Origin of the sequence: Paenibacillus sp. UNC451MF, assembly GCF_000686845.1 — a bacterium.
GTDB lineage: Bacteria > Bacillota > Bacilli > Paenibacillales > NBRC-103111 > Paenibacillus_S.
Window position 1 is genome coordinate 621,817 of the sequence record NZ_JMLS01000001.1, and the last position, 18,999, is coordinate 640,815.

At 44.9% G+C, this 18,999-nt stretch carries 20 protein-coding genes; 18 read left to right on the forward strand and 2 right to left on the reverse strand.

What is annotated here, in order from left to right; genetic code table 11:
- Nucleotides 1–184 precede the first annotated feature (184 nt).
- The gene (locus BP97_RS0102710; RefSeq protein WP_231506191.1) at nt 185–1,000 is read left to right on the forward strand and encodes a sulfite exporter TauE/SafE family protein; all 816 of its coding nucleotides are present in this window, start codon (nt 185–187) and stop codon (nt 998–1,000) included.
- Nucleotides 1,001–1,220: 220 nt separating this feature from the next.
- Nucleotides 1,221–2,279: a Gfo/Idh/MocA family protein gene (locus BP97_RS0102715; protein ID WP_051620298.1), complete on the forward strand. Its 1,059-nt coding sequence runs from the start codon at nt 1,221–1,223 to the stop codon at nt 2,277–2,279.
- 15 nt (nt 2,280–2,294) lie between these two features.
- Here the strand turns inward: BP97_RS0102715 and BP97_RS35020 are convergent, their stop codons facing one another.
- A complete protein-coding gene (locus BP97_RS35020; protein ID WP_156043122.1) occupies nt 2,295–2,912 on the reverse strand; it encodes an MmyB family transcriptional regulator in 618 nt (205 codons plus the stop codon).
- A gap of 236 nt (nt 2,913–3,148) precedes the next feature.
- Here BP97_RS35020 and BP97_RS0102725 point away from each other — a divergent pair, with 236 nt between their 5' ends.
- From BP97_RS0102725 to BP97_RS35035, 14 genes are all read left to right on the forward strand, one after another.
- Nucleotides 3,149–5,167 (forward strand): heparinase II/III domain-containing protein, encoded by a 2,019-nt coding sequence (locus tag BP97_RS0102725; protein ID WP_028547734.1) that lies wholly within the window; start codon nt 3,149–3,151, stop codon nt 5,165–5,167.
- 159 nt (nt 5,168–5,326) lie between these two features.
- The gene (locus tag BP97_RS0102730) at nt 5,327–6,487 is read left to right on the forward strand and encodes a DUF2087 domain-containing protein (RefSeq protein WP_036745331.1); all 1,161 of its coding nucleotides are present in this window, start codon (nt 5,327–5,329) and stop codon (nt 6,485–6,487) included.
- Nucleotides 6,488–6,802: 315 nt separating this feature from the next.
- Nucleotides 6,803–7,711, forward strand: a complete 909-nt coding sequence (locus tag BP97_RS0102735) for a pectinesterase family protein (RefSeq protein WP_028547736.1) — start codon at nt 6,803–6,805, stop codon at nt 7,709–7,711.
- Between the two features lie 274 nt (nt 7,712–7,985).
- Entirely contained in the window at nt 7,986–8,756 is a 771-nt protein-coding gene (locus BP97_RS0102740; protein WP_028547737.1) for a DeoR/GlpR family DNA-binding transcription regulator, read from the forward strand.
- 196 nt (nt 8,757–8,952) lie between these two features.
- Nucleotides 8,953–10,410, forward strand: a complete 1,458-nt coding sequence (locus BP97_RS0102745; RefSeq protein ID WP_028547738.1) for an amidase — start codon at nt 8,953–8,955, stop codon at nt 10,408–10,410.
- A 231-nt stretch (nt 10,411–10,641) separates the two neighbouring features.
- On the forward strand, nt 10,642–11,322 hold the full coding sequence (locus BP97_RS35025) for a hypothetical protein (RefSeq protein ID WP_051620300.1): 681 nt from the start codon (nt 10,642–10,644) through the stop codon (nt 11,320–11,322).
- A gap of 100 nt (nt 11,323–11,422) precedes the next feature.
- Complete coding sequence (locus BP97_RS0102755; RefSeq protein ID WP_028547739.1) at nt 11,423–11,944, forward strand: GrpB family protein; 522 nt, start codon at nt 11,423–11,425, stop codon at nt 11,942–11,944.
- A gap of 43 nt (nt 11,945–11,987) precedes the next feature.
- Nucleotides 11,988–12,164, forward strand: a complete 177-nt coding sequence (locus BP97_RS40080; protein ID WP_156043123.1) for a hypothetical protein — start codon at nt 11,988–11,990, stop codon at nt 12,162–12,164.
- A gap of 237 nt (nt 12,165–12,401) precedes the next feature.
- A complete protein-coding gene (locus BP97_RS0102770; protein ID WP_036745332.1) occupies nt 12,402–13,376 on the forward strand; it encodes a phosphotransferase enzyme family protein in 975 nt (324 codons plus the stop codon).
- Nucleotides 13,377–13,498: 122 nt separating this feature from the next.
- Nucleotides 13,499–13,984 carry a pantetheine-phosphate adenylyltransferase gene (gene coaD / locus BP97_RS0102775; protein WP_028547742.1) on the forward strand — a complete coding sequence of 162 codons (486 nt, stop codon included), beginning with the start codon at nt 13,499–13,501 and terminating at the stop codon, nt 13,982–13,984.
- Between the two features lie 87 nt (nt 13,985–14,071).
- A complete protein-coding gene (locus BP97_RS35030) occupies nt 14,072–14,380 on the forward strand; it encodes a CDP-alcohol phosphatidyltransferase family protein (protein ID WP_051620301.1) in 309 nt (102 codons plus the stop codon).
- A 26-nt stretch (nt 14,381–14,406) separates the two neighbouring features.
- Nucleotides 14,407–14,865 carry an NUDIX domain-containing protein gene (locus BP97_RS0102785; protein ID WP_028547743.1) on the forward strand — a complete coding sequence of 153 codons (459 nt, stop codon included), beginning with the start codon at nt 14,407–14,409 and terminating at the stop codon, nt 14,863–14,865.
- 74 nt (nt 14,866–14,939) lie between these two features.
- Nucleotides 14,940–15,734, forward strand: coding sequence for an aminoglycoside phosphotransferase family protein (locus BP97_RS0102790; protein WP_028547744.1), 795 nt, complete (start codon nt 14,940–14,942; stop codon nt 15,732–15,734).
- On the forward strand, nt 15,731–16,291 hold the full coding sequence (locus tag BP97_RS35035; protein ID WP_051620302.1) for a DUF402 domain-containing protein: 561 nt from the start codon (nt 15,731–15,733) through the stop codon (nt 16,289–16,291). The genes BP97_RS0102790 and BP97_RS35035 overlap by 4 nt, the downstream gene beginning before the upstream one ends.
- Nucleotides 16,292–16,376: 85 nt before the next feature.
- On the opposite strand, the gene BP97_RS0102800 is transcribed toward BP97_RS35035, so the two are convergent.
- Nucleotides 16,377–17,321, reverse strand: coding sequence for a helix-turn-helix transcriptional regulator (locus BP97_RS0102800; protein ID WP_028547745.1), 945 nt, complete (start codon nt 17,319–17,321; stop codon nt 16,377–16,379).
- Nucleotides 17,322–17,435: 114 nt separating this feature from the next.
- Here BP97_RS0102800 and modA point away from each other — a divergent pair, with 114 nt between their 5' ends.
- Nucleotides 17,436–18,287 carry a molybdate ABC transporter substrate-binding protein gene (gene modA / locus BP97_RS0102805; protein WP_028547746.1) on the forward strand — a complete coding sequence of 284 codons (852 nt, stop codon included), beginning with the start codon at nt 17,436–17,438 and terminating at the stop codon, nt 18,285–18,287.
- On the forward strand, nt 18,287–18,946 hold the full coding sequence (gene modB / locus BP97_RS0102810) for a molybdate ABC transporter permease subunit (RefSeq protein ID WP_028547747.1): 660 nt from the start codon (nt 18,287–18,289) through the stop codon (nt 18,944–18,946). The genes modA and modB overlap by 1 nt, the downstream gene beginning before the upstream one ends.
- Nucleotides 18,947–18,999 lie beyond the last annotated feature (53 nt).

The following is an 18,999-nucleotide window of genomic DNA, read 5'->3' on the forward strand; positions in this document are numbered from 1 at the left end:
TTTACCGGAGATATAGAAGGAAAAAAACTAAAAACCACCACGTTTCATAAGCTGTTAAACGCTATTTTCATTGATTTTGTATATGATAACGTAGGTAACCATGTCTGGTTAGTTTTGGTTCATTAAAAAGCACTTTGAACTCGTTAAAAATCGTATTTAAAGATGGTTTTAGGTGTGATATTATATGAAAAAATATGTGGGAGGAGATCAATTTGCAATATGTTTCTTGTTGGTTTGGGGGGATGGTGCAATGACGCCGACTCTTATCGTGTTGATGGTCGCAGCTGTTTTTGTGGGAGCTTTAATGAGAGCTATGTTTGGCTTCGGTGAAGCGATTGTAAGCATGCCTCTGCTTGCACTACTTCCGATTCCACTACAAACTTCAATATCCCTTATTGGGTTAGCTGGGTTAACCGTTGCTATATTTACAGTATTCAGCGGATGGCGACATATTGAACGTTCTATCCTTATACGGCTGGCAGCTGCCACTGTAATTGGAATTCCAGTAGGGATTGTCATGCTTCATTTTACTCCGGCAGCCATTATCACAGCTGGTCTTGGTGTTTTCCTGGTTGTTTACGGGTGTTACTGTTTAATTAAGAAGAATTTTTCATGGGCCATCGAACGACCGCTGCTTAACGGCCAAGGATGGGTGCTGCCTTTCGGTTTTGCTTCTGGAGTGCTTGGAAGTGCTTATAACTTTAATGGCGTGCCTGTCGTTGTCTACGGGACCTTGCGGCAGTGGAATCCGGATCGCTTCCGCGGCACTCTGCAGGCACATTTTCTTATTTCAGGTGTGCTTGTTGTTGCAGGACATGCACTTGGAGGCTTATGGACGGTAGATGCGTTAATTTTTTATACCTATTGTCTACCTGCTATTCTGGGGGCTACCGCACTCGGCATTTTTATTAATAAGAAAATACCAGCTGCAAAATTTGAAAAATACTTATTTATCCTTATTATCCTTCTCGGAATTGTAATGATTTTGCCGCGAGGCTAACAGACCTGAAGTGACCAAGTTCTATTAAGCCTTCGTATGTTTCTCCATAACGGAAAATTGAAGTTACGACATTATACCATGTATTCACAACCTGAGGACATGGATTTGCGTTTATGGATGCCACCATAATAGAGTGAAGCTGTTAATGCCAACCGATCGCATGATTTGCAGCTTGGTATTATAGAGCTAATCATACAGAAGTGAAAAGGGATGAGAAGAGATGGGCATGCCATTAAAAACGATTATTATCGGAACAGGCGGATGGGGGAAAACTTGGTGCACTCAGACGCTTCCTAAGGCTATTCGAGAAGGTCTGGTGGAGGTCGTGGCTGCAGTAGATGTAAACACAGATAATTTGAGTGCAGCTGGCCAATTGCTTGGTTTGAGCGAAGGTCAGTGCTTTACGGATGCGAAATTTGCCTTCGAACAAACGCGTCCACAAATATGTATTATTGCATCTCCTCCTAATACGCATGAGGAAATGGCGGTTCTGGCTATGGAATACGGCTGCGATGTGCTGAGCGAAAAGCCAATAGCCGATACACTAGCATCCAGCTTGCGAATTGTTGAAACGGCGCGCAGGCTGAATCGAAAAATGGGTGTCACGATGACTCATCGGTTTAGAAGACCGATCTGGACATTCCGTGAGCTGGTCCGTTCGGGTGCCTATGGAGAGCTGGACTATCTTGTTATGAATTTTAACTGGCACCGCCGTGACGGCCTGAAAGAAAGACAAGCGAAAATGGTGGATACGATGCTTATTGAAGGAGCGATTCATCAGTTGGATTTGCTAGAAAACTTGGCCGGTGTGCATTGTGAAAGTGTGTATATGGATTCGTGGACTCCTAAATGGGGGAATTATACAGGAAGTGCTCAGGCTTTGTTGACCATGCGTTTTGAGAATTCTGTCCGTGCTTCCTATGAAACAGCCTGGTGCAACGCTTCTCCTCAGCATAGTTGGGAAAAAGAGTACATCCGTGCTGAATTCGAGAGGGCTACCTTAGTATTGAATCGCGGAGGTATTGAGGTCTTTATGGAAGAAGAGAATCGGCTAAAAAGCGATCCGATTGGTAAACCGGTGGAATTCAAGGAAAGCACCAAATGGGGCAATGATTATTTGCTTGATGCGTTCGTTCATTGGGTTCAAGGCGGACAAAAAATGGAGACCGATATCGAATCGAATCTCCACTCTATGATTCTGTTGTTTGCTTCTATTGAGAGCAGCAAGCTTGGAATGCCTGTAAATGTCAAAACATTCGCCCAAGAGAATGGGATTTAAGTCAGCTGAGCTATCTTAAGATACGTCGCTCAGAAGCTGCTTCATTTTCAACTCCGTCTCCGATTCCGGCAGCGGTGTGTAGACACAGCAGCGAAGGTCGGCATGGGCATATACTTGAAAGGAAGTTATCTCGAATCTCATATTACCGGCATGAGGATGATTGAGCTCTCGTACCGTGATAGGCGTTGTGGAAATGTCGCCTCGCTGCCAAAGCTGCGTAAACTGCGGGTTAATTCGGCTGCAGAACGCAGCGAACTCGGCATACCACGGATCTCCCGCGTACTGGCCGTAGTAATTGCGGAATATAGCCAAAAAATCTTTGGCAAAGTCTTCCCAGTTAACCACTAACTCCCGCATTTCTTGTTTCATGAAAGATAGCCAGACGATGTTCCGCTCTTCGCTGCTGATATGTCCTATACTGCTCATTACTGCGCTGGCAGCTTTGTTCCAGCCGATAATATTGCAGCGTCTATCGGCGATGAAGGCAGGGCACGGACACAAATAGTCAAGAATGCGCTGTAAAGTGGGACTCATCATAGGCTGGTCTCCGGTAAAATCGGGATATGGAAACGGGTAATCCGCTGATCTATGTAAGGGTTGTTCTTCTACTCGATAATCGTCAATTAATGTCACAATCGTCACTCCGTAATAAAGACGTACAAGTGATTATAAAATATACGCAACTAAAAAACAATATGTTGAATTCGACGAATTTTTTTGTAAATTTTAACTTCATATTTCAGCTTTCGCTAGGATGCATAAAATAACGACATTTTTTCGCAATACACCGTAACTTTCAGGGTTCAATTTTTGATAATCTAAAAGAGAAGCTCATGTTGGAGGAAGGTTAGGATAGGGGGATTCCATATATGTGGAGCAAAGCTTTATTTGAACAAGTTCGCGAAAAATGTAAGCGTTACCCAGAGGCTCAGAGTATCTATGAGCGGTTTCGAAAGCAGCCTGAGCAGATTCTAGCCCAGCGTTTTGATATACCGCTTCTCGGCGGTGGATGGAGCCACGATTATAACTGTCCTACGGACGGAGATCGTCTTATCCTGATTGATAGACATCACCACCGCTGCCCTACTTGCAACAGTGTGTGGAGCGGCTCGCCTTGGGACGAGGTGGCAACGGCCAATGAGCATTGGAACTATAGCAAGACTTGCCGGAATGCTGCTGTATTATTCGGTATTGACGGAGAAATGCGCTGGGCGGAGTGGGCCAAGCAAGTTCTACTGTTTTATGCAGATCACTATGATCAATATCCACTACACGACCGTTTCGGGGGCGGGAGCCACACATCCGGCAAGGTCATGTGTCAGACACTATCAGAAGCGAGCTGGCTTTGCCTGCTGGCTCAAGGGTTTCATATATTAAAGCTCCATGATGTGCTCACTCAGAAGGAAATTCGTCATATCACTCATAAGCTGTTTCTACCTGCTTTAGGGGTCGTTGCGAACAATCCGGCTGGCATATCGAATTGGCAGACTTACCATAACGCGGCGAAAGCTCTAGTTGCAGCCGCCTTGGATGAACGGGAGATGCTGCAGCAGGTTATTGACGATCCGGCGAACGGATTTTATTTTCAAATGGAAAACAGTTTGGGCGAGGACGGCTTTTGGTACGAAGGGGCATGGGGGTATCATTTCTATACATTAGAAGCACAGACATTGATTGTCCTTGCTGCGGAAAGCTTTGACTTGCGACTGTATGAGGAACCCCGGTTCCAGTCCATGTATCGTGCGCCTCTGGAATGCATGTTCCCAGACGGAACGCTGCCTCCCATCCATGATTCAGGTGAGGTGAGGGTGGAAAAATATTCGCACCTTTTTGAGTTTGCAGCAAAATTTATCGGTATTGGTGACGAGGTCATTCATAGTGGGGGAACCAGAGAGTCGCTCTACAGCCTTCTGTTCGGTTTCGAGGATGAAATATCTCCCCGTGTGTCCGACGCATCAACCTCATCGGTTACGCAAGATGGGTTCGTCCATCTAAAAAAAGCGGGAATGCTGTTCCTTAAACAGAAGGCAGATTCCATAGAGCAGAGTCGTCTTGCGATGATCGATTATGGCGAGCATGGAGGGTGGCACGGTCATCAGGATAAGCTGAATCTGCTGTATTATGCTGGTGGACATCCATGGCTAACGGATGCAGGGATGCTGCCTTATGGCAATCCGATCCACTTTGAATATTTTAAGCAAACAGTAGCACATAACACTGTAGTTGTAGGTGGACGATCTCAGGAAGAAGCTGAAGGCCGAATCCAATTTATGCGAATATGCGAGGATGGAGCCTTGGAAGCCGTAATGGATGTTAGCGTCGCCTATCCAGATGTTCTGTTAAAACGCAAAATTATGATGAAGCAGGACGTTCTTCTAGACGTATTTCATGTCCGTTGTGAAAATGCACAGAATGTTGATTGGATTATTCATACGCAAGGCGTACCCGCGGCCGATGGGCAAGAAGTCAAAGGAGCTCCGCATTGGAATGATGCTCCTGAAGATGTTCTTGGGACAGAGGATGGCTACCGTTACTTAAGTAATCCCAAAGCAGGAAAGTTCAATGGGCATCAGTGGACGATGCAATGGCAGTGGAATATGGAATCAGCCGATAAGGATAGATTGTCGCTAATAGCTCTGGAGGCAACCGAGGAAGAGGAGTTGTATCTGGCCGAGTCTATTGCTATGCCGTCTATCGGCAAAAGAAGCACCTTGATTCGCAGAAGGAAGAACGTAAAGGAGACTGTATTTCTGGCGGTTTTTGTCGCTTCCAGAAATGCTGTTGAGGGAGTAGAATGCAAGGCAGATTATGATGCGGCTGCAGGGGAAGTTACTGTTCGTATTGGTGATAGCGCTCCCGTTATATTATCAGCACGCTTTGATAAATAGAAGTTAATATGGAAGTAATAAGCCGGTGTATTGTCTTGGTATAAGGACGATTCATCGGCTGTTTCGTCATTTCATGCATAGTGAGATGGATTGACTTATTGCAAACAAAATTATAAAATATCTATATATAAATAAACTTTGTTAGGAAGTGTTTGTGTAATGGAATACTCGGAGTTGTTTTGGAAGGTTCCGCTTAAGGAACTGAAGCAAGGCTATAGTTACCAAGATAGCACAGAACAATATATATGTCTTGTTTGCGGTAAAGCATTTGAGAAAGGAATCATTTATAAAGCTGGAGAGACCTTATACGAAGCGGAAAAGTATGCCGCGCTCCATCTGGCTCAAGAGCATGGCTCTATGTTCGATTATTTAATCGGACTGAACAAGAAGCTGACAGGACTGTCGGATCTGCAAAAAAATTTGCTTAGAATGTTTTATGAAGGCTACAGCGACAACGAAATTGTAAAGCAATTAGATGGCGGCAGCGCTTCGACAATTCGTAATCATCGCTTTGCGCTGCGTGAGAAGGAGAAGCAGGCGAAGCTGTTTCTTGCGATCATGGAGCTGTTGGAGCAGAAAAATGGTAAGCCGAGGACCCACGAAAAGTCTTCGCCGAAGAAGCAACTTGTACCGGTTCACCGTACGGCTACGATTCGCGATGAACGTTATGCGGTAACCGAGGAAGAGTACCAAAGCATCGTATTGTCGTATTTCAAAGAGGGACTGGACGGCCCTTTGAGTCTCTTTCCGAAGAAGGAGAAGCGTAAAATTGTCGTGCTGAGCCACCTTATCAATCGATTCGAACCAGGACGTCGGTATACCGAGAAGGAAGTCAACGCAGTGCTTGAAGAGGCGTTTGTTGACTATGTGACGCTGCGTCGCTATTTGATTGAATATGGTTTTATGGACCGTGAAGAGGACGGCAGTGCTTACTGGGTTAAAGAAGGTGTACCGGTCGTAACCGTCGAACGACGCAGTGAGCTGTTACAGGCATATAAGAATATGAAGCGCATCGCTGGTGTTTATGCTGTGAAAAACCAGGAAAATGGTAAAATATTAGTTGGAAGCAGCGTGAACTTAGATGCGATATGGAATCGAATCCAGTTTGAGCTAGATATGAAAGGCCATCGTAACAAGCAGTTGCAAAGGGACTGGAAGGAATTTGGAAATGAAGCATTTGCCTTTGAGGTGCTTGAGGAGGTCAAAGAACCCAAGGCAGGACAGGAAGAACTAATGAAACAATTAGCTGCGATGGAGGCTTCTTGGATAGAGAAGCTGAAGCCCTTTGAAGAAAAAGGCTATAACGAGGGATCACGCTAGTGTTTCGGAACATGTAGGTATGAGAATAGATTGGGAGCCCGTCGAATCGAATCGGCAGCGGGTTCCCTTTCTCTTTATAGGCTCTTATTTTGGGGAGGGCGGTTTGCCTGCATTAACAATGAGGGATATGGACTCAAAAAGACAAAAAAGATAAATCCTACGCATATTAAAGCATTTAACAATAAAGAAACTTTATTTTGCTTGTGATACCATCTAAGCGTTGTCATTATAATTGATTGTCGTTTTCTGAAATAAGGATGAAGAGTCATTAGTTCGTGCTGCCATAGATTAAGTGATGAAAAGGAGAGGAATCAAATGAGGTTTGTAGTTGCTGCGCAAGGAAGCGGGGATTTCAGGACAGTTCAAGCCGCTGTCGATGCGGCACCGGATGGAAGTGACCAGGAAATCACGATTTATATTAAAAACGGAATCTACGAAGAAAAACTGGTCGTTCCTAAGGCGAAACGGAAGTTGCGCTTAATTGGAGAATCCCGTGATGGAGTTATTTTGACCTATTCAGATAATGCCAAGACTTTAGGTGAGGATGGAGAACCGATAGGGACCTTCCGCAGCTCGAGTACGTTTTTTCACGGTGACGATTTCATAGCTGAACATTTAACGATTCGCAATGCGTCAGGCCAGGGAACAGGGCAGGCGGTAGCGGTATTCGTGACCGGTGATCGGATGGTGTTCCGCCATGTAACGATGTTGGGCTTTCAAGATACGCTGTATACCGGGGAGAGCAGACAATATTACGAGGAGTGCCGGATCGAGGGGGATGTCGATTTTATATTTGGCCCTGCTTGTGCTGTATTCAATAGATGTGAAATTCATAGCAAACGTAAAGGAGGCTATTTGACTGCGGCCTCTACGCCGGAGCACCAACCATATGGATATGTGTTTTTGGATTGTCAAGTAACGGCGGATCCGGGTATGACGGACATCTACCTTGGCAGGCCTTGGAGACCTTTTGCCAATGTTGTCTGGATTCGGACTGGAATGGACGCGTCGATCAAGCCGGAGGGCTGGCATAATTGGAACGATCCTGGCCGTGAAGCAACTAGCCGTTATTACGAATATGGCAGCAGCGGACCGGGAGCTAACCCGGAAACGAGGGTGGCTTGGTCCAAGCAGTTGACGCAGGAAGAAGCAGATATGTATACTGTAAGAACTGTTCTGTGTGGATCGGACGGTTGGAATCCTGAAGTTACTCGGATTGGATAACGGACAAAACGAGCGCTCACAAAGAGCTATCAAGATAGTGACGGGTAAATAACTAGTTAAAAAATTCATGCTTGCTGCGGTTTATCTGCATCTGCGTGGATTTTTTTTAACTTATGCTATTCGGTATCCGGCCTGAAGGGGATTGAATGAAGCTAGTGCATTTGGCAAACTTGTTGTACAATATATGGCGCTGGGACTTTTTAGCGAATTTACAGCAAGCGTATATCGTTTATCGTGCTTTTTATTACTATCTAGAGTTGAATGAGGGATTAGGATGTTGGTTGCCCAAAGATGGCAAAAAATCGTACAGCTCGTCAACGAGCGAGGCAGTATCCGGGTGACGGAGCTCAGTGCAATATGCGAAGTAACGGAAGAAACGATCCGCCGGGATTTGGATAAGCTGGAAAGCGAAGGCAAGCTGCTGCGCAGTCATGGCGGAGCGATCAGCATTCCTTCCTCACAGTCAGAGACGCCTTATATTGAGCGGGAAACGACAAATGCGGACGAAAAGCGCAGAATAGCTCAAGAGGCGGTAAGTCATGTGAACGAGCATGATCGGATTATTCTTGACGCCAGCTCGACGGCTTGGTATATGGCACAGCGGCTGCCGGATATTTCTTTAACCGTATTGACGAATTCGATTAAGGTTGCAGTGGAGTTAAGTACAAAAGAGAAAATTAAGGTCATCTCTACAGGAGGCTTGCTCTCTTCCCATTCGTTATCTTACGTTGGCCCGCTGGCCGAACGATCGCTCAGCACCTATCATGTGGATAAGGCATTCATTTCTTGCAAAGGCTTGCACATTCAACGGGGATTAAGCGAGTTTAATGAGCTTCAGGCATTGATTAAGCAAAAAATGATAGGCATTGCTGACACCACTTATGTGCTGGCTGATTACAGTAAGTTCGGACAGCAGTCGCTGGCGCATGTTGCCTCGTGGGAGGACATCCATCATGTAATTACGGATGAGAAAACGGACCCGGTGATTATCGCACAGCTGACGGAATTGTCTGTGAATGTACTTCAGATCCAGAGTACTCTTTAAGAGTGGAACGTTAATGAATCGATACGAATAAGTGTATTAGTGAAAAGCTTGAGAAATCAGGCTTTTTTTGCATTTATAGCAGCAGTAATCTTACTTAGGAGAGTTCGGTCATAGTTATTCTTTCCCCAGTGAAATAAGAAAGCTCATGGTAAAATATTAGAAATGGAAGTTGAAATAGGATGAGGAGGCGAGGCGTATGTTTCAGATTGAAGAAGCGACGATTAGCGCAATGCAGCTAGCGATGGAGCAGGGAGATTGCTCTTCTTTCGAGCTAGTACAGCAGTACATGGAAAGGATTGCAATGTACGATCAGCAGGGACCTAAGATAAACTCCATATTGGAGCTGAACCCGGATGCACTCCAGTTAGCAGAAGCGTCTGATGCGGAACGGCGCGCAGGTATTGTACGCGGTCCATTGCACGGTATTCCGGTACTTCTTAAAGATAATATCCAGACAGCGGATAAAATGCATACGAGTGCCGGTTCTATAGCGTTAGCAGATCATTACGCCAGTCAAGATGCTTTTCTCGTAGCCCGGCTTAGAGAAGCAGGTGCAATTATCTTAGGAAAAGCTAATATGACAGAGTGGGCGAACTTTATGACCGAAGGAATGATTGCTGGCTACAGCTCACGGGGCGGACAGGTGTTGAATCCCTATGGGCATAGCTTTTTTGCAGGTGGTTCCAGCACGGGCTCTGCGGTGGCTGTGGCTGCCAATCTAACAGCGGTTGCGGTCGGTACGGAAACATCAGGATCGATCATTAGTCCGGCCATTAACAATTCAATCGTGGGCATTAAGCCTACCTTAGGGCGTATCAGCCGAAGCGGTGTCATTCCGCTATCCCACAGTCAAGATACGGCAGGCCCGCTTGCCCGAACGGTCGAGGATGCAGCCATACTTCTTGGAGTGCTATGTGGAATTGACACTGAAGATGCCGTAACCGGTTATGCCGCAGGAGCAGAAGTGTCCGATTTTTCAGCGTTTCTTGATAAGAACGGACTGAAGGGAGCGCGAATCGGAGTTCCGCGGCAGGTGTTTCATGATGATTTGACTGAGGAAGAAAGGGCGCTTTTCGCCGAGGTTCTTCAGCAATTAGCGGATGCCGGGGCTCAATTGGAAGACCCTGCAGATATAGGATCGGCTGAGGAGCTCTCCCGGTTTCGATCGAGCGTGCTGCTTCACGACTTCAAAGCAGATATCAACCATTTTTTGAGTAAGCTTCCTTCACATCTTCCTATTCATTCCCTCCAAGAACTTATTGCTTTTAATGAGGCTCATCCTGAGCAAGCGTTGAAATACGGCCAAAAGATATTGATTGCCTCGGAGAAAACCTCCGGTCAATTGACAGAGCCTAAATACATAACAGACCGCTTAAAAGATATTCGATTATCGCGAACAGAAGGTATAGACAGCACGATGAGAGAGCACCGTCTTGACGCATTGTTATTTCCTGAGACATTAGGCGACTCCATTGCGGCTAAAGCAGGATATCCCTCTATAGCAGTGCCGGCGGGATATCTTCAGGATGGAAGGCCGTATGGAATCATGTTCGTCGGAGCTGCTTTCTCAGAGCCGGTACTGATTAAGCTGGCTTATGCGTTTGAACAGCTCCAGATACGCAGAGAAGCGCCTAGACTTGAAGGGGAACAATAGATTCAGAAGGTTACCAAAAGAAGAAGGGAATGGCCGGCGGACGTTTTATTAAGCTCAAAGCAGTCATTTAGAGCTGCCGCTGCATCCCGTGATTATTAATGCTGAGCAGGTGCATGGAGCATTTGCTTTTTTCTAATGATGAAAAAGCTTATGAATAGATTTTCTGTAAGCGATATAATTCATAATAAAATGTGGTAGAATGTGGTAAATAATTATGTGCTGGAGGATGCAATGCGAGCGACTCACGATATACTCCATGTATGGAAGCAATTTGATTCCCATCCGATGGAGACGTTAACGAAAGCTTGGTACTCTGTGATCTCAGGAGAAGGCAAGCAAAGAAGCATTGAAGTAATGGAAGAACACCGAGATCGGTATGGGTTATCCGGAAATTGCTTTGATCTAGCTCTCTGGCTAATTCATAACTGTAAATCTAACGGGATTAACGCATATGGGATAGGGCATGATCTGCATACACCTAAGGCTCATGTAGCTGTTATTGCAATTAATCATAAGGGGCGACGTTATTTTTGCGACTTGGGCGATCAATGGATTGAGCCTATATTAATTGACTCTACTAGTCAGGATTATTGCGAAGACGAGCTCGAAGGTTTTGTGACGGGAGGCAAGGTGAGGGCAGAAACGATCAATGAGGGGATCCGATTTGCCTATATAAGGTCTAACGGCAAAGTAAGTTATCAATCCTTCGACTTAACGCCGATACCAGCAGATGAACTGATGGCAGCAGCAAATTACTCTCAGTCACTGTTGAGACATCCATTAGTGGAAATGCGCCTAAAGAAAACGAATGAAATCGTCCACTGGGAGTTTGACAGCTGGAACAGCTTTGAGAGCGGCAGTGAAGGTCTGATCCTGGAGTCGAAGCTGGAGAATGACGAGCAATGGGCTTAGAGGATTCATGCGAGAACCGGTATGAACACAGAGGTTGTTCTTAAAGCTTTAACCGTGTATTCGAAAGGCCTAGTACAATAGTAGCTAATAGGGAGGGTATATGTCAACAGCTAAGCAAGAAGTCATATTGTCGGAGTACGACCCAAACTGGGTTATCCAGTTCCAACAGGAGAAAGCGGATATCGTCTCCATATTGCAGGACATTGTGATAGGGATCGAACATATTGGAAGCACATCAATACCTGGAATGGCGGCCAAACCTATTATTGACATTATGGTTGGAATTGCTGATCTTGAGCAGCTTACAGCAGCCTATATCGACCGATTGAATGATATAGGATATGAACATGTAGAACATGCTGGCTTTCCGGAACGGAAGTTTTTCAGAAAAGGAGAACGCAAGGCAGGGACGCATCATATACACATTTACCTGTATAATGGCGAACATTGGAAGGCAAATGTGGGATTTAGAAACTATTTGCGTAACCACCCTGAAGCAGCATTACAATATGCCGAACTGAAAAAGCAGCTAAAAGAACAGCATGCTTACAATAGAGAAGCATACACAAACGCGAAAGCGCCGTTTATTCAAAGTATCATTGCTCAAGCGATTTCGTGTTAATATAAGATGGATAACAAATGATTAGCATGCTGGAGGAAATCAAATGAAAAAAGAGCTTTTAATTTTGTGGTTGGAAGAAAAAATTCAACAGATTAAGGATACGCCCGTAAGCGTAGTAGATACGAAGGAAAAGCAGCATTATTTGCTGGGCAGCCTGAAGACATTGGAATTGATCAAAGAGCAGCTGGAGCAAGGTAAGTTCGATGCATTAGACGAATAAGTGTCTATGGATCTTGGAGCAATCGGGAGAATACTAGGAAGCAGAAGTCCGTCGCGGAGGTTCGATTCATTTGATGGAGATTGTGCATAACAGGTGGGGAAAAGCTGATGCTGCTTTTATAAATAGGATTGAACACAACATGGCTGGGACGAAAAAAAATTTTCGTGCCGGCTTTTTTATTAGCATAGTGAGGCGTAACACAAAGACTTTCTCTGACGAAAGGCGCAGGTGGTTTATTTGGATCAAACTTCACTTCATAGCATCTTAACCAACTATGATATTTTGGCTCAATCTATTGATTTTATAAGACACAATGAAAACTGTACTTACAAAGTCGTGGGTTCAATAGGGAAGCAGTATTTGCTTCGCATCCATCAACCTGTAACAGAAAACTTTAGAGGAGTGCAGCATACCCGGGAAGGACTGGCTTCGGAGATGAAGCTTCTGAAGAGGTTAGCGGAGCAAACTGAACTTATTGTCCAGGCGCCAGTCCCTAACCGATTGGGGGATTACGTTACGGAATGGGTTTCGGATGAGGAAACAATATGCTGTACGTTATTACGATGGATCGACGGAATCTCTCTATCGGATCAAGATATGGAGCAGAGTGAGAACGCGTACCGATTAGGTAGCTATACGGCCAAGCTGCATGCGCATTTCCAAAGCAGTGATCATACGCAATATGGGTTCAGACCAGTGTATGGTTTGGAACGAAATGAGAAAATGATCGGACAAATACTTACCGGTCAGCAGTTAGGTTTGTTTGGAAACAATGAGCGGATTATCGTGGAAGAGGTCTTTAAACACATCAACCTTAATTTGAAGTCTCTTGGCATCCATGCGGGTAGTTGGGGGATGGTTCACGCTGATATCAACAGGAGTAATATTATTGTATCGGAAGGAGGGTGGTCGTTCATAGATTTTTGCTTATCCGGTTACGGTTATTATTTAATGGATGTTGGCGCGGGGGCTCTTATGATGAAGGGGGAGAAGAAGGAGCTTTTTCTTAAAGGCTATTCCGACGGGTTTCCTCTTGAGGACGACCCTCTCAGGCTCCTTGAAGGCTTTATGCTGCTTGCCATTTTTGGCTATTATGCCTTCCATATGCAAAACAAGGAAAAGCACGTATGGATCCGTGAAAGATTGCCTCGTTTATGCGAAACGTACTGCAAACCGTTTTTGGAAGACAAACCGATTTTTTATCAGCTTTAACATCGATATATCATTTTACAAAAAAAGCTTTATTCAGATAGTATAGATTTATGGGGATTACTTCCATATATGTAGGATACAATAAGCCTCAGTCACAACATTCTCAGAAGAGAGGGAACATCATGAGAGCTATCTATCCCGGGTCCTTTGACCCGTTTACGTTAGGGCATTTGAACATTTTGGAGAGAGCGACACGACTTTTTGAGCAGATTGATGTTGTTATAGCCAGCAACAAATCGAAATCGCATATGTTTTCTCCAGAAGAAAGATATCAGATTGCCCGATTGTCTACCATACATCTAAACCAAGCCGTTCGCGTAGTCCATTATTCCGGCATCATTGTCGACTACATTAAAGAACATCATATCGATGTCATTATTCGGGGCATTAGAGGATCAACGGATTTAGATTATGAAATTAAGCTGGAGCAGTACAACCAAAAGGCCTGTTTGGCCGAAACGGTTTATTTAACACCAACCACCCAGCATTTGAACACGAGCAGCACCTTAGTCAAAATGTTTTTGCAGACTCAGAGAATTGAGCTGGCGTCAGGCTACATGACAGATAACGCATTGAAATATATTCAAACTGTACTGGAGAGCCGCTAGGCTGAAAAGAGTTTGGCGTAACTGGACCGAAAGGTGATGCCAATTGAATACCGCGAATAAGATAACGTTCATTCGGATCGGTTTATTTTGGTCCAGAGTCATAAGCTTTCTTCCTGGATCGCCGTCATCATTATTGCACGGGAAATGATTATAACCGGGATTCGAATTGTGGCTGCTGGTAAAAGAATCGCTCTCGCTGCTGATCGTTACGGAAAAATCAAGCTTGTTGTACAGGTAGCCGCAGTGACAGCTGTCATATTGAACAATCAGCCGTTCCAATGGTGGATAGGAATCCCGGTCGATCAGATCCTTATGTACGGTGCCGCTGCGATAACGATTTACTCCGGCTTCAACTACATAAGGAGTAATATGAAAAGGTTGGAGCTGCACCTATAGCTGCAACCTGGAAAGGAAGCCGTAGAATGCGCATTATCGTAACGGGTGGAGCTGTCATCAAGGATAAGCATGGCAGAATCTTAATGCAACGAAGATCGGACTATGGAAATTGGGGACTTCCTGGTGGAGGGATGGAGGCGGGCGAATCGGTAGAAGAGACGATGAAGCGGGAGGTTCTCGAAGAAACAGGGCTTGTTGTAGTGGAGTGCGCAATTTATGCGGTCTATAGCGGTCCGAGAATGCAGTATCGTTATCCAGATGGTAATGAAGTGGTCTTCGTCATGTTTATATTTGATGCTAGAGTAGATTTAGAGAACCGGATTGCTGCCGATGGGGCAACACTATTGTTTCATGATAAATATAATGAGTCTTTACTGCTTGAATTTAAGCATTTGGAAGAAATCGATATATCGGACATTAGCAGCGTACAGCGTCCGCTATTTGAAGATTTGAAGAATGAAGTAAGGGGTTTGATGAGAACTTAAGTTCTCAGTAGTGTGGTGAAAAATAGCGAGAAGTTGATTGAACATGATCACGATTAGAAGAAGGGGGAGTTAGAATGGAATTAGGTCAAAAGCTCGGTCAGGGACGACAAGCCGAGGTTTTTGGTTATCAAAAAGATCAGGTTGTGAAGCTGTTTTATCCAAACACTCCTCACTATGTTATTGAACATGAATTCAAAATTGCAGCTTCGATACAACAGCCTGGTTTACCAGTGGCAAAGGTGTTCGAAATTATTACGGTTAACGACAGAACAGGTATCGTGTATGAGAAGCTTGAAGGTCCGACGTTGCTACAAATGCTATTAAGCGACGTTTCTAAAGCTGTATGGATAGGAGAAATAAGCGCTCATTTGCATGCCGATGTGCATCGAAGCCGCAACGACAGTCTCCCTTCGCAGAAGGAAGATTTTGAGAAGAAAATAAGAACTGTAAAAATAGAGTCTGTCTTGAAAGAAAAGGCGCTTCGATTGCTAGATACTCTGCCTGATTCTAGTGAGGTATGTCACGGGGATTACCATCCGGATAATATCCTACTTTCGCCAAGCGGTCCGTACGTTATTGACTGGATTAATGCCAAAAGAGGAAACCGTACGGCTGATTTTGTATTAAGCGCCCTCATGCTCAAAATTGGAGAGGTTCCGGACTTCATCCCCCACTATGAGAACCTTAATATTTCCAGGTCTATTCTATTTAAAGCTTATACTCAAACTTACTTGAAAGAGCTGCCCACCGACAAATCAGATATCTTGCCATGGATTCCGCTTGCAGCGATTTTCAGACTCGAACAGGGCATCGAATCGGAGCATTCACGCTTGATCAAGATCATTCGGAGGTCATTAAGCAGCATATGAAGCAAAAGATCGCAAACCGGCCGAATTGGACTCGCATATTGAAAAAAAGATACGATCAGCAGTATATCAATGACGAGGTGTTCGAGGGCTATATGAGCTGCTTATATCTCGATCAAGTAAGGGAGCCTCTCTCTGTACAATATGCTGATGACAATGTCTGTATCGTTGATCATGGTTATTCGTGGATTATGCTGTTCCCTCGGGACAGTCATCATAGTGTAACTATTATGCTGGATAGTAAGGATCAGGTGCTGCAATGGTACTTTGATATGACCTGGCTAACAGAGCTGAACGACGAAGGAGTACCTGTCATTCATGATCTATATTTGGATCTAGTCCAGCTGCCGAACGGTAACCATTATGTTTTGGATGAAGAGGAGCTGCTGGAGGCGCTTCATGAGGGGGTCATTAATGAAGAGACCTATGAGATTGCCGTTCAAGAAATAGAAGTCCTTAAACAGAGTCTTGAAAAAGGTGATAACAAGTATATTCTTAATACTGAAAAGTATATAAAGCTGTTAAGAAAACATAGATCGAATGAGGACACATGCACATAAATATAATATTTTTATAAAAGGAAAAGTCGCACATCTTCCCATAAAGGAGGAAGCCGCGACTTTTTTGTGCTGTAAAAGGATCGCTTTAGCTCTCATATAAGCGCTGTCCGGTGAGTGATAAATCATAGCCTTGAATGGAGCGAAGCTCATTCTGAAACGACTCCGATTGTAATATTTGAATAACGGCTTCAATCCATTCCTGATTATCCGGTGTCCTAAGCATCACGAGATCGTACCGTTCTTGGATTAACGGAATAAAATCGACATTACCGACTATAGCCGCAGCCTTCTCAATTCCGACCCCAATATCGGCCTCTCCGGAAGCAACTTTCCCTGCAACCGCCATATGGTTCGATTCTTCTCTCAAATATCCATCCAGTTGATCAGAGCGAATATGGTGAAGACGAAGCTGCTCATCGAGCAGAACACGGGCGCCGGAGCCTTTCTCACGATTGACCAGACGAAGGCCAGGCCTGCCCATATCACTCCAACCGCTGATGTTCAGAGGATTGCCTTGTTGAACATACAAACCGGCCTTCCTAGATAACATATTGACTACCGTGTATGAAAATCCGACTAACAGCTTGCGAATATAGGGGAGATTATATTCCCCAGTATCTCCATCCAATAGATGGGTGCTGACAATGTCGGATTCGCCGCGGTACATCGCCATCAGGCTATCCAGACTGCCGACATAAGACCGAAGCGGTCGTATTCCCGATATTTGTTTCTCCATATGCTTGGCCAATATATCCAGGCTTACATCCTGCCCCGTGATGACGACGGAACGGGCGTCGCTAATGAATCGCAATGGTGCAGGAGGGCGCTCCTGTGCAATGATGGACTCATTAACTTGAGCTTTCTTGGCTCTTTGCTTATAAAGATTCAAGTCGGCAGCGTCAACACGCATTTGTTTGCCTACTCGATAAGAGGGCAAATCGCCTTTTTTAATCAAATCATAGACGGTGAGTTTCGATATTTTTAACAGCTTAGCGATCTCTTCCGTCGTATACGACATATCGCTGGACATGGTTATCCTCCCTGTAAATTTTCATTTTTCAATTTACATTTTCAATAACTTGTCGTTATAATGATATTTAATTATAACTAATTATATCTAATTATAACAAAAGGAGATTATGGAATGATTACATATGCAAATAGAAGCATCGTCATCTCGCTGCTTGTCGGGCTCGCTGTTGTGTTCTCCGCTTGCGGAACTCAGCAAGGATCTACCGCTAATTCAAGCTCCTCGAACCCGACTCCTGCGGTTCAAAGCCCTGCGCCGGTGGCAAAGGTTGAATTAACAATTTCGGCTGCTGCCAGCTTAACCGACGCGCTGAAAGAAATTCAGACTACTTATGAAGCTAAGCACAGCAATGTGAAGTTAAACTTTAACTTTGGAGCTTCCGGCTCTCTGCAGCAGCAGATTGAACAGGGGGCTCCGGCAGACTTATTCCTATCGGCTGCGACCAAAAATATGCAGGCGCTTGTAGACAAGCAGCTCATCGATAAGGGCCAGCAAAAGAATCTGCTGACCAACGAATTGGTCGTTGTCATTCCAGCGGATGCCAAGCAGGCGATTAGCAAAGAAGCGGATTTAATGAATCCAGCCGTGAAGAGTATTGCTGTAGGCATTCCGGAAAGTGTACCTGCCGGAAATTATGCCAAAGAAGCACTGACGAACGCAAAGCTGTGGGAGAGCATTCAGCCAAAAACCGTTCAAGGCAAAGATGTCAGACAAGTTCTTCAGTACGTGGAAACAGGTAACTCCGATGCCGGCTTCGTCTATAAGACGGATGCGCTGACCTCTAAGAAAGTGCAGGTTGCTTTCTCAGTTAATCCATCATGGTACACCTCGGTTGAATATCCGATTGGGATTGTGAAGGCCACTAAGCACAGCAAAGAAGCTGAAGAAGTGTATGCTTATCTGCAATCGAAGGAAGCGCTGGATGTGTTCGTGAAATATGGCTTCTCCATTCCTAAGAGTTCATAATGACTGGAGCTCAGTTTTGGTCACCTGTCCAATTATCGCTTCAAGTAGCTCTATTGTCCAGCGTGATAGTAACCGTACTGGGGGTTGGATTAGCTTGGTGGATGTCACGAAGGTCGTTTAGAGGAAAAACACTAATAGAGACGGCCTTCATGCTGCCGCTTGTACTGCCACCGACTGTAGTGGGATTTCTGCTGCTGGTACTGCTTGGACGAAAAAGCGGGCTAGGTCGCTTGATCGAATGGGTCTTTTCGGCGCCAATTATTTTTTCCTGGTGGGCAGCTGTCATTGCTTCCATCGTCGTTGCCTTCCCTTTGGTTTACCAAACGATGAAAGTTGGGTTTGCCTCCATCGATAAAAGCTTGGAAGATGCAGGACGATCTATGGGAGCGAATGAATGGCAGCTGTTCCGGCATGTGACGCTTCCGTTAGCTTCTCATTCTCTCATCACTGCCTATATCCTTGGCTTTGCGCGTGCATTAGGGGAGTTTGGAGCTACTTTGATGATTGCAGGCAATATCCCAGGTAAAACCCAAACCATTCCAACAGCGATCTATGTAGCGGTAGATTCCGGTAATATGACGTTAGCATGGGCTTGGACAGGTACGATGATCTTGATTTCTTTCGTTATGCTCCTATTAACCGGAAGGAAAAGGAGCTAGAGCTAGTTATTGTTTGGTGTCCGCAGAGCGGGCACTTTTTTTATTTCAACGAG

Bases quoted from the DNA above. Each gene is read 5' to 3' on its own strand.
- BP97_RS0102710 (WP_231506191.1), top strand. From the start codon at position 185: ATGAAAAAATATGTGGGAGGAGATCAATTTGCAATATGTTTCTTGTTG.
- BP97_RS0102715 (WP_051620298.1), top strand. From the start codon at position 1,221: ATGGGCATGCCATTAAAAACGATTATTATCGGAACAGGCGGATGGGGG.
- BP97_RS0102725 (WP_028547734.1), top strand. From the start codon at position 3,149: ATGTGGAGCAAAGCTTTATTTGAACAAGTTCGCGAAAAATGTAAGCGT.
- BP97_RS0102730 (WP_036745331.1), top strand. From the start codon at position 5,327: ATGGAATACTCGGAGTTGTTTTGGAAGGTTCCGCTTAAGGAACTGAAG.
- BP97_RS0102735 (WP_028547736.1), top strand. From the start codon at position 6,803: ATGAGGTTTGTAGTTGCTGCGCAAGGAAGCGGGGATTTCAGGACAGTT.
- BP97_RS0102740 (WP_028547737.1), top strand. From the start codon at position 7,986: ATGTTGGTTGCCCAAAGATGGCAAAAAATCGTACAGCTCGTCAACGAG.
- BP97_RS0102745 (WP_028547738.1), top strand. From the start codon at position 8,953: ATGTTTCAGATTGAAGAAGCGACGATTAGCGCAATGCAGCTAGCGATG.
- BP97_RS35025 (WP_051620300.1), top strand. From the start codon at position 10,642: ATGCGAGCGACTCACGATATACTCCATGTATGGAAGCAATTTGATTCC.
- BP97_RS0102755 (WP_028547739.1), top strand. From the start codon at position 11,423: ATGTCAACAGCTAAGCAAGAAGTCATATTGTCGGAGTACGACCCAAAC.
- BP97_RS40080 (WP_156043123.1), top strand. From the start codon at position 11,988: ATGAAAAAAGAGCTTTTAATTTTGTGGTTGGAAGAAAAAATTCAACAG.
- coaD (WP_028547742.1), top strand. From the start codon at position 13,499: ATGAGAGCTATCTATCCCGGGTCCTTTGACCCGTTTACGTTAGGGCAT.
- BP97_RS0102785 (WP_028547743.1), top strand. From the start codon at position 14,407: ATGCGCATTATCGTAACGGGTGGAGCTGTCATCAAGGATAAGCATGGC.
- BP97_RS0102790 (WP_028547744.1), top strand. From the start codon at position 14,940: ATGGAATTAGGTCAAAAGCTCGGTCAGGGACGACAAGCCGAGGTTTTT.
- BP97_RS35035 (WP_051620302.1), top strand. From the start codon at position 15,731: ATGAAGCAAAAGATCGCAAACCGGCCGAATTGGACTCGCATATTGAAA.
- BP97_RS0102800 (WP_028547745.1), bottom strand. From the start codon at position 17,321: ATGTCCAGCGATATGTCGTATACGACGGAAGAGATCGCTAAGCTGTTA.
- modA (WP_028547746.1), top strand. From the start codon at position 17,436: ATGATTACATATGCAAATAGAAGCATCGTCATCTCGCTGCTTGTCGGG.
- modB (WP_028547747.1), top strand. From the start codon at position 18,287: ATGACTGGAGCTCAGTTTTGGTCACCTGTCCAATTATCGCTTCAAGTA.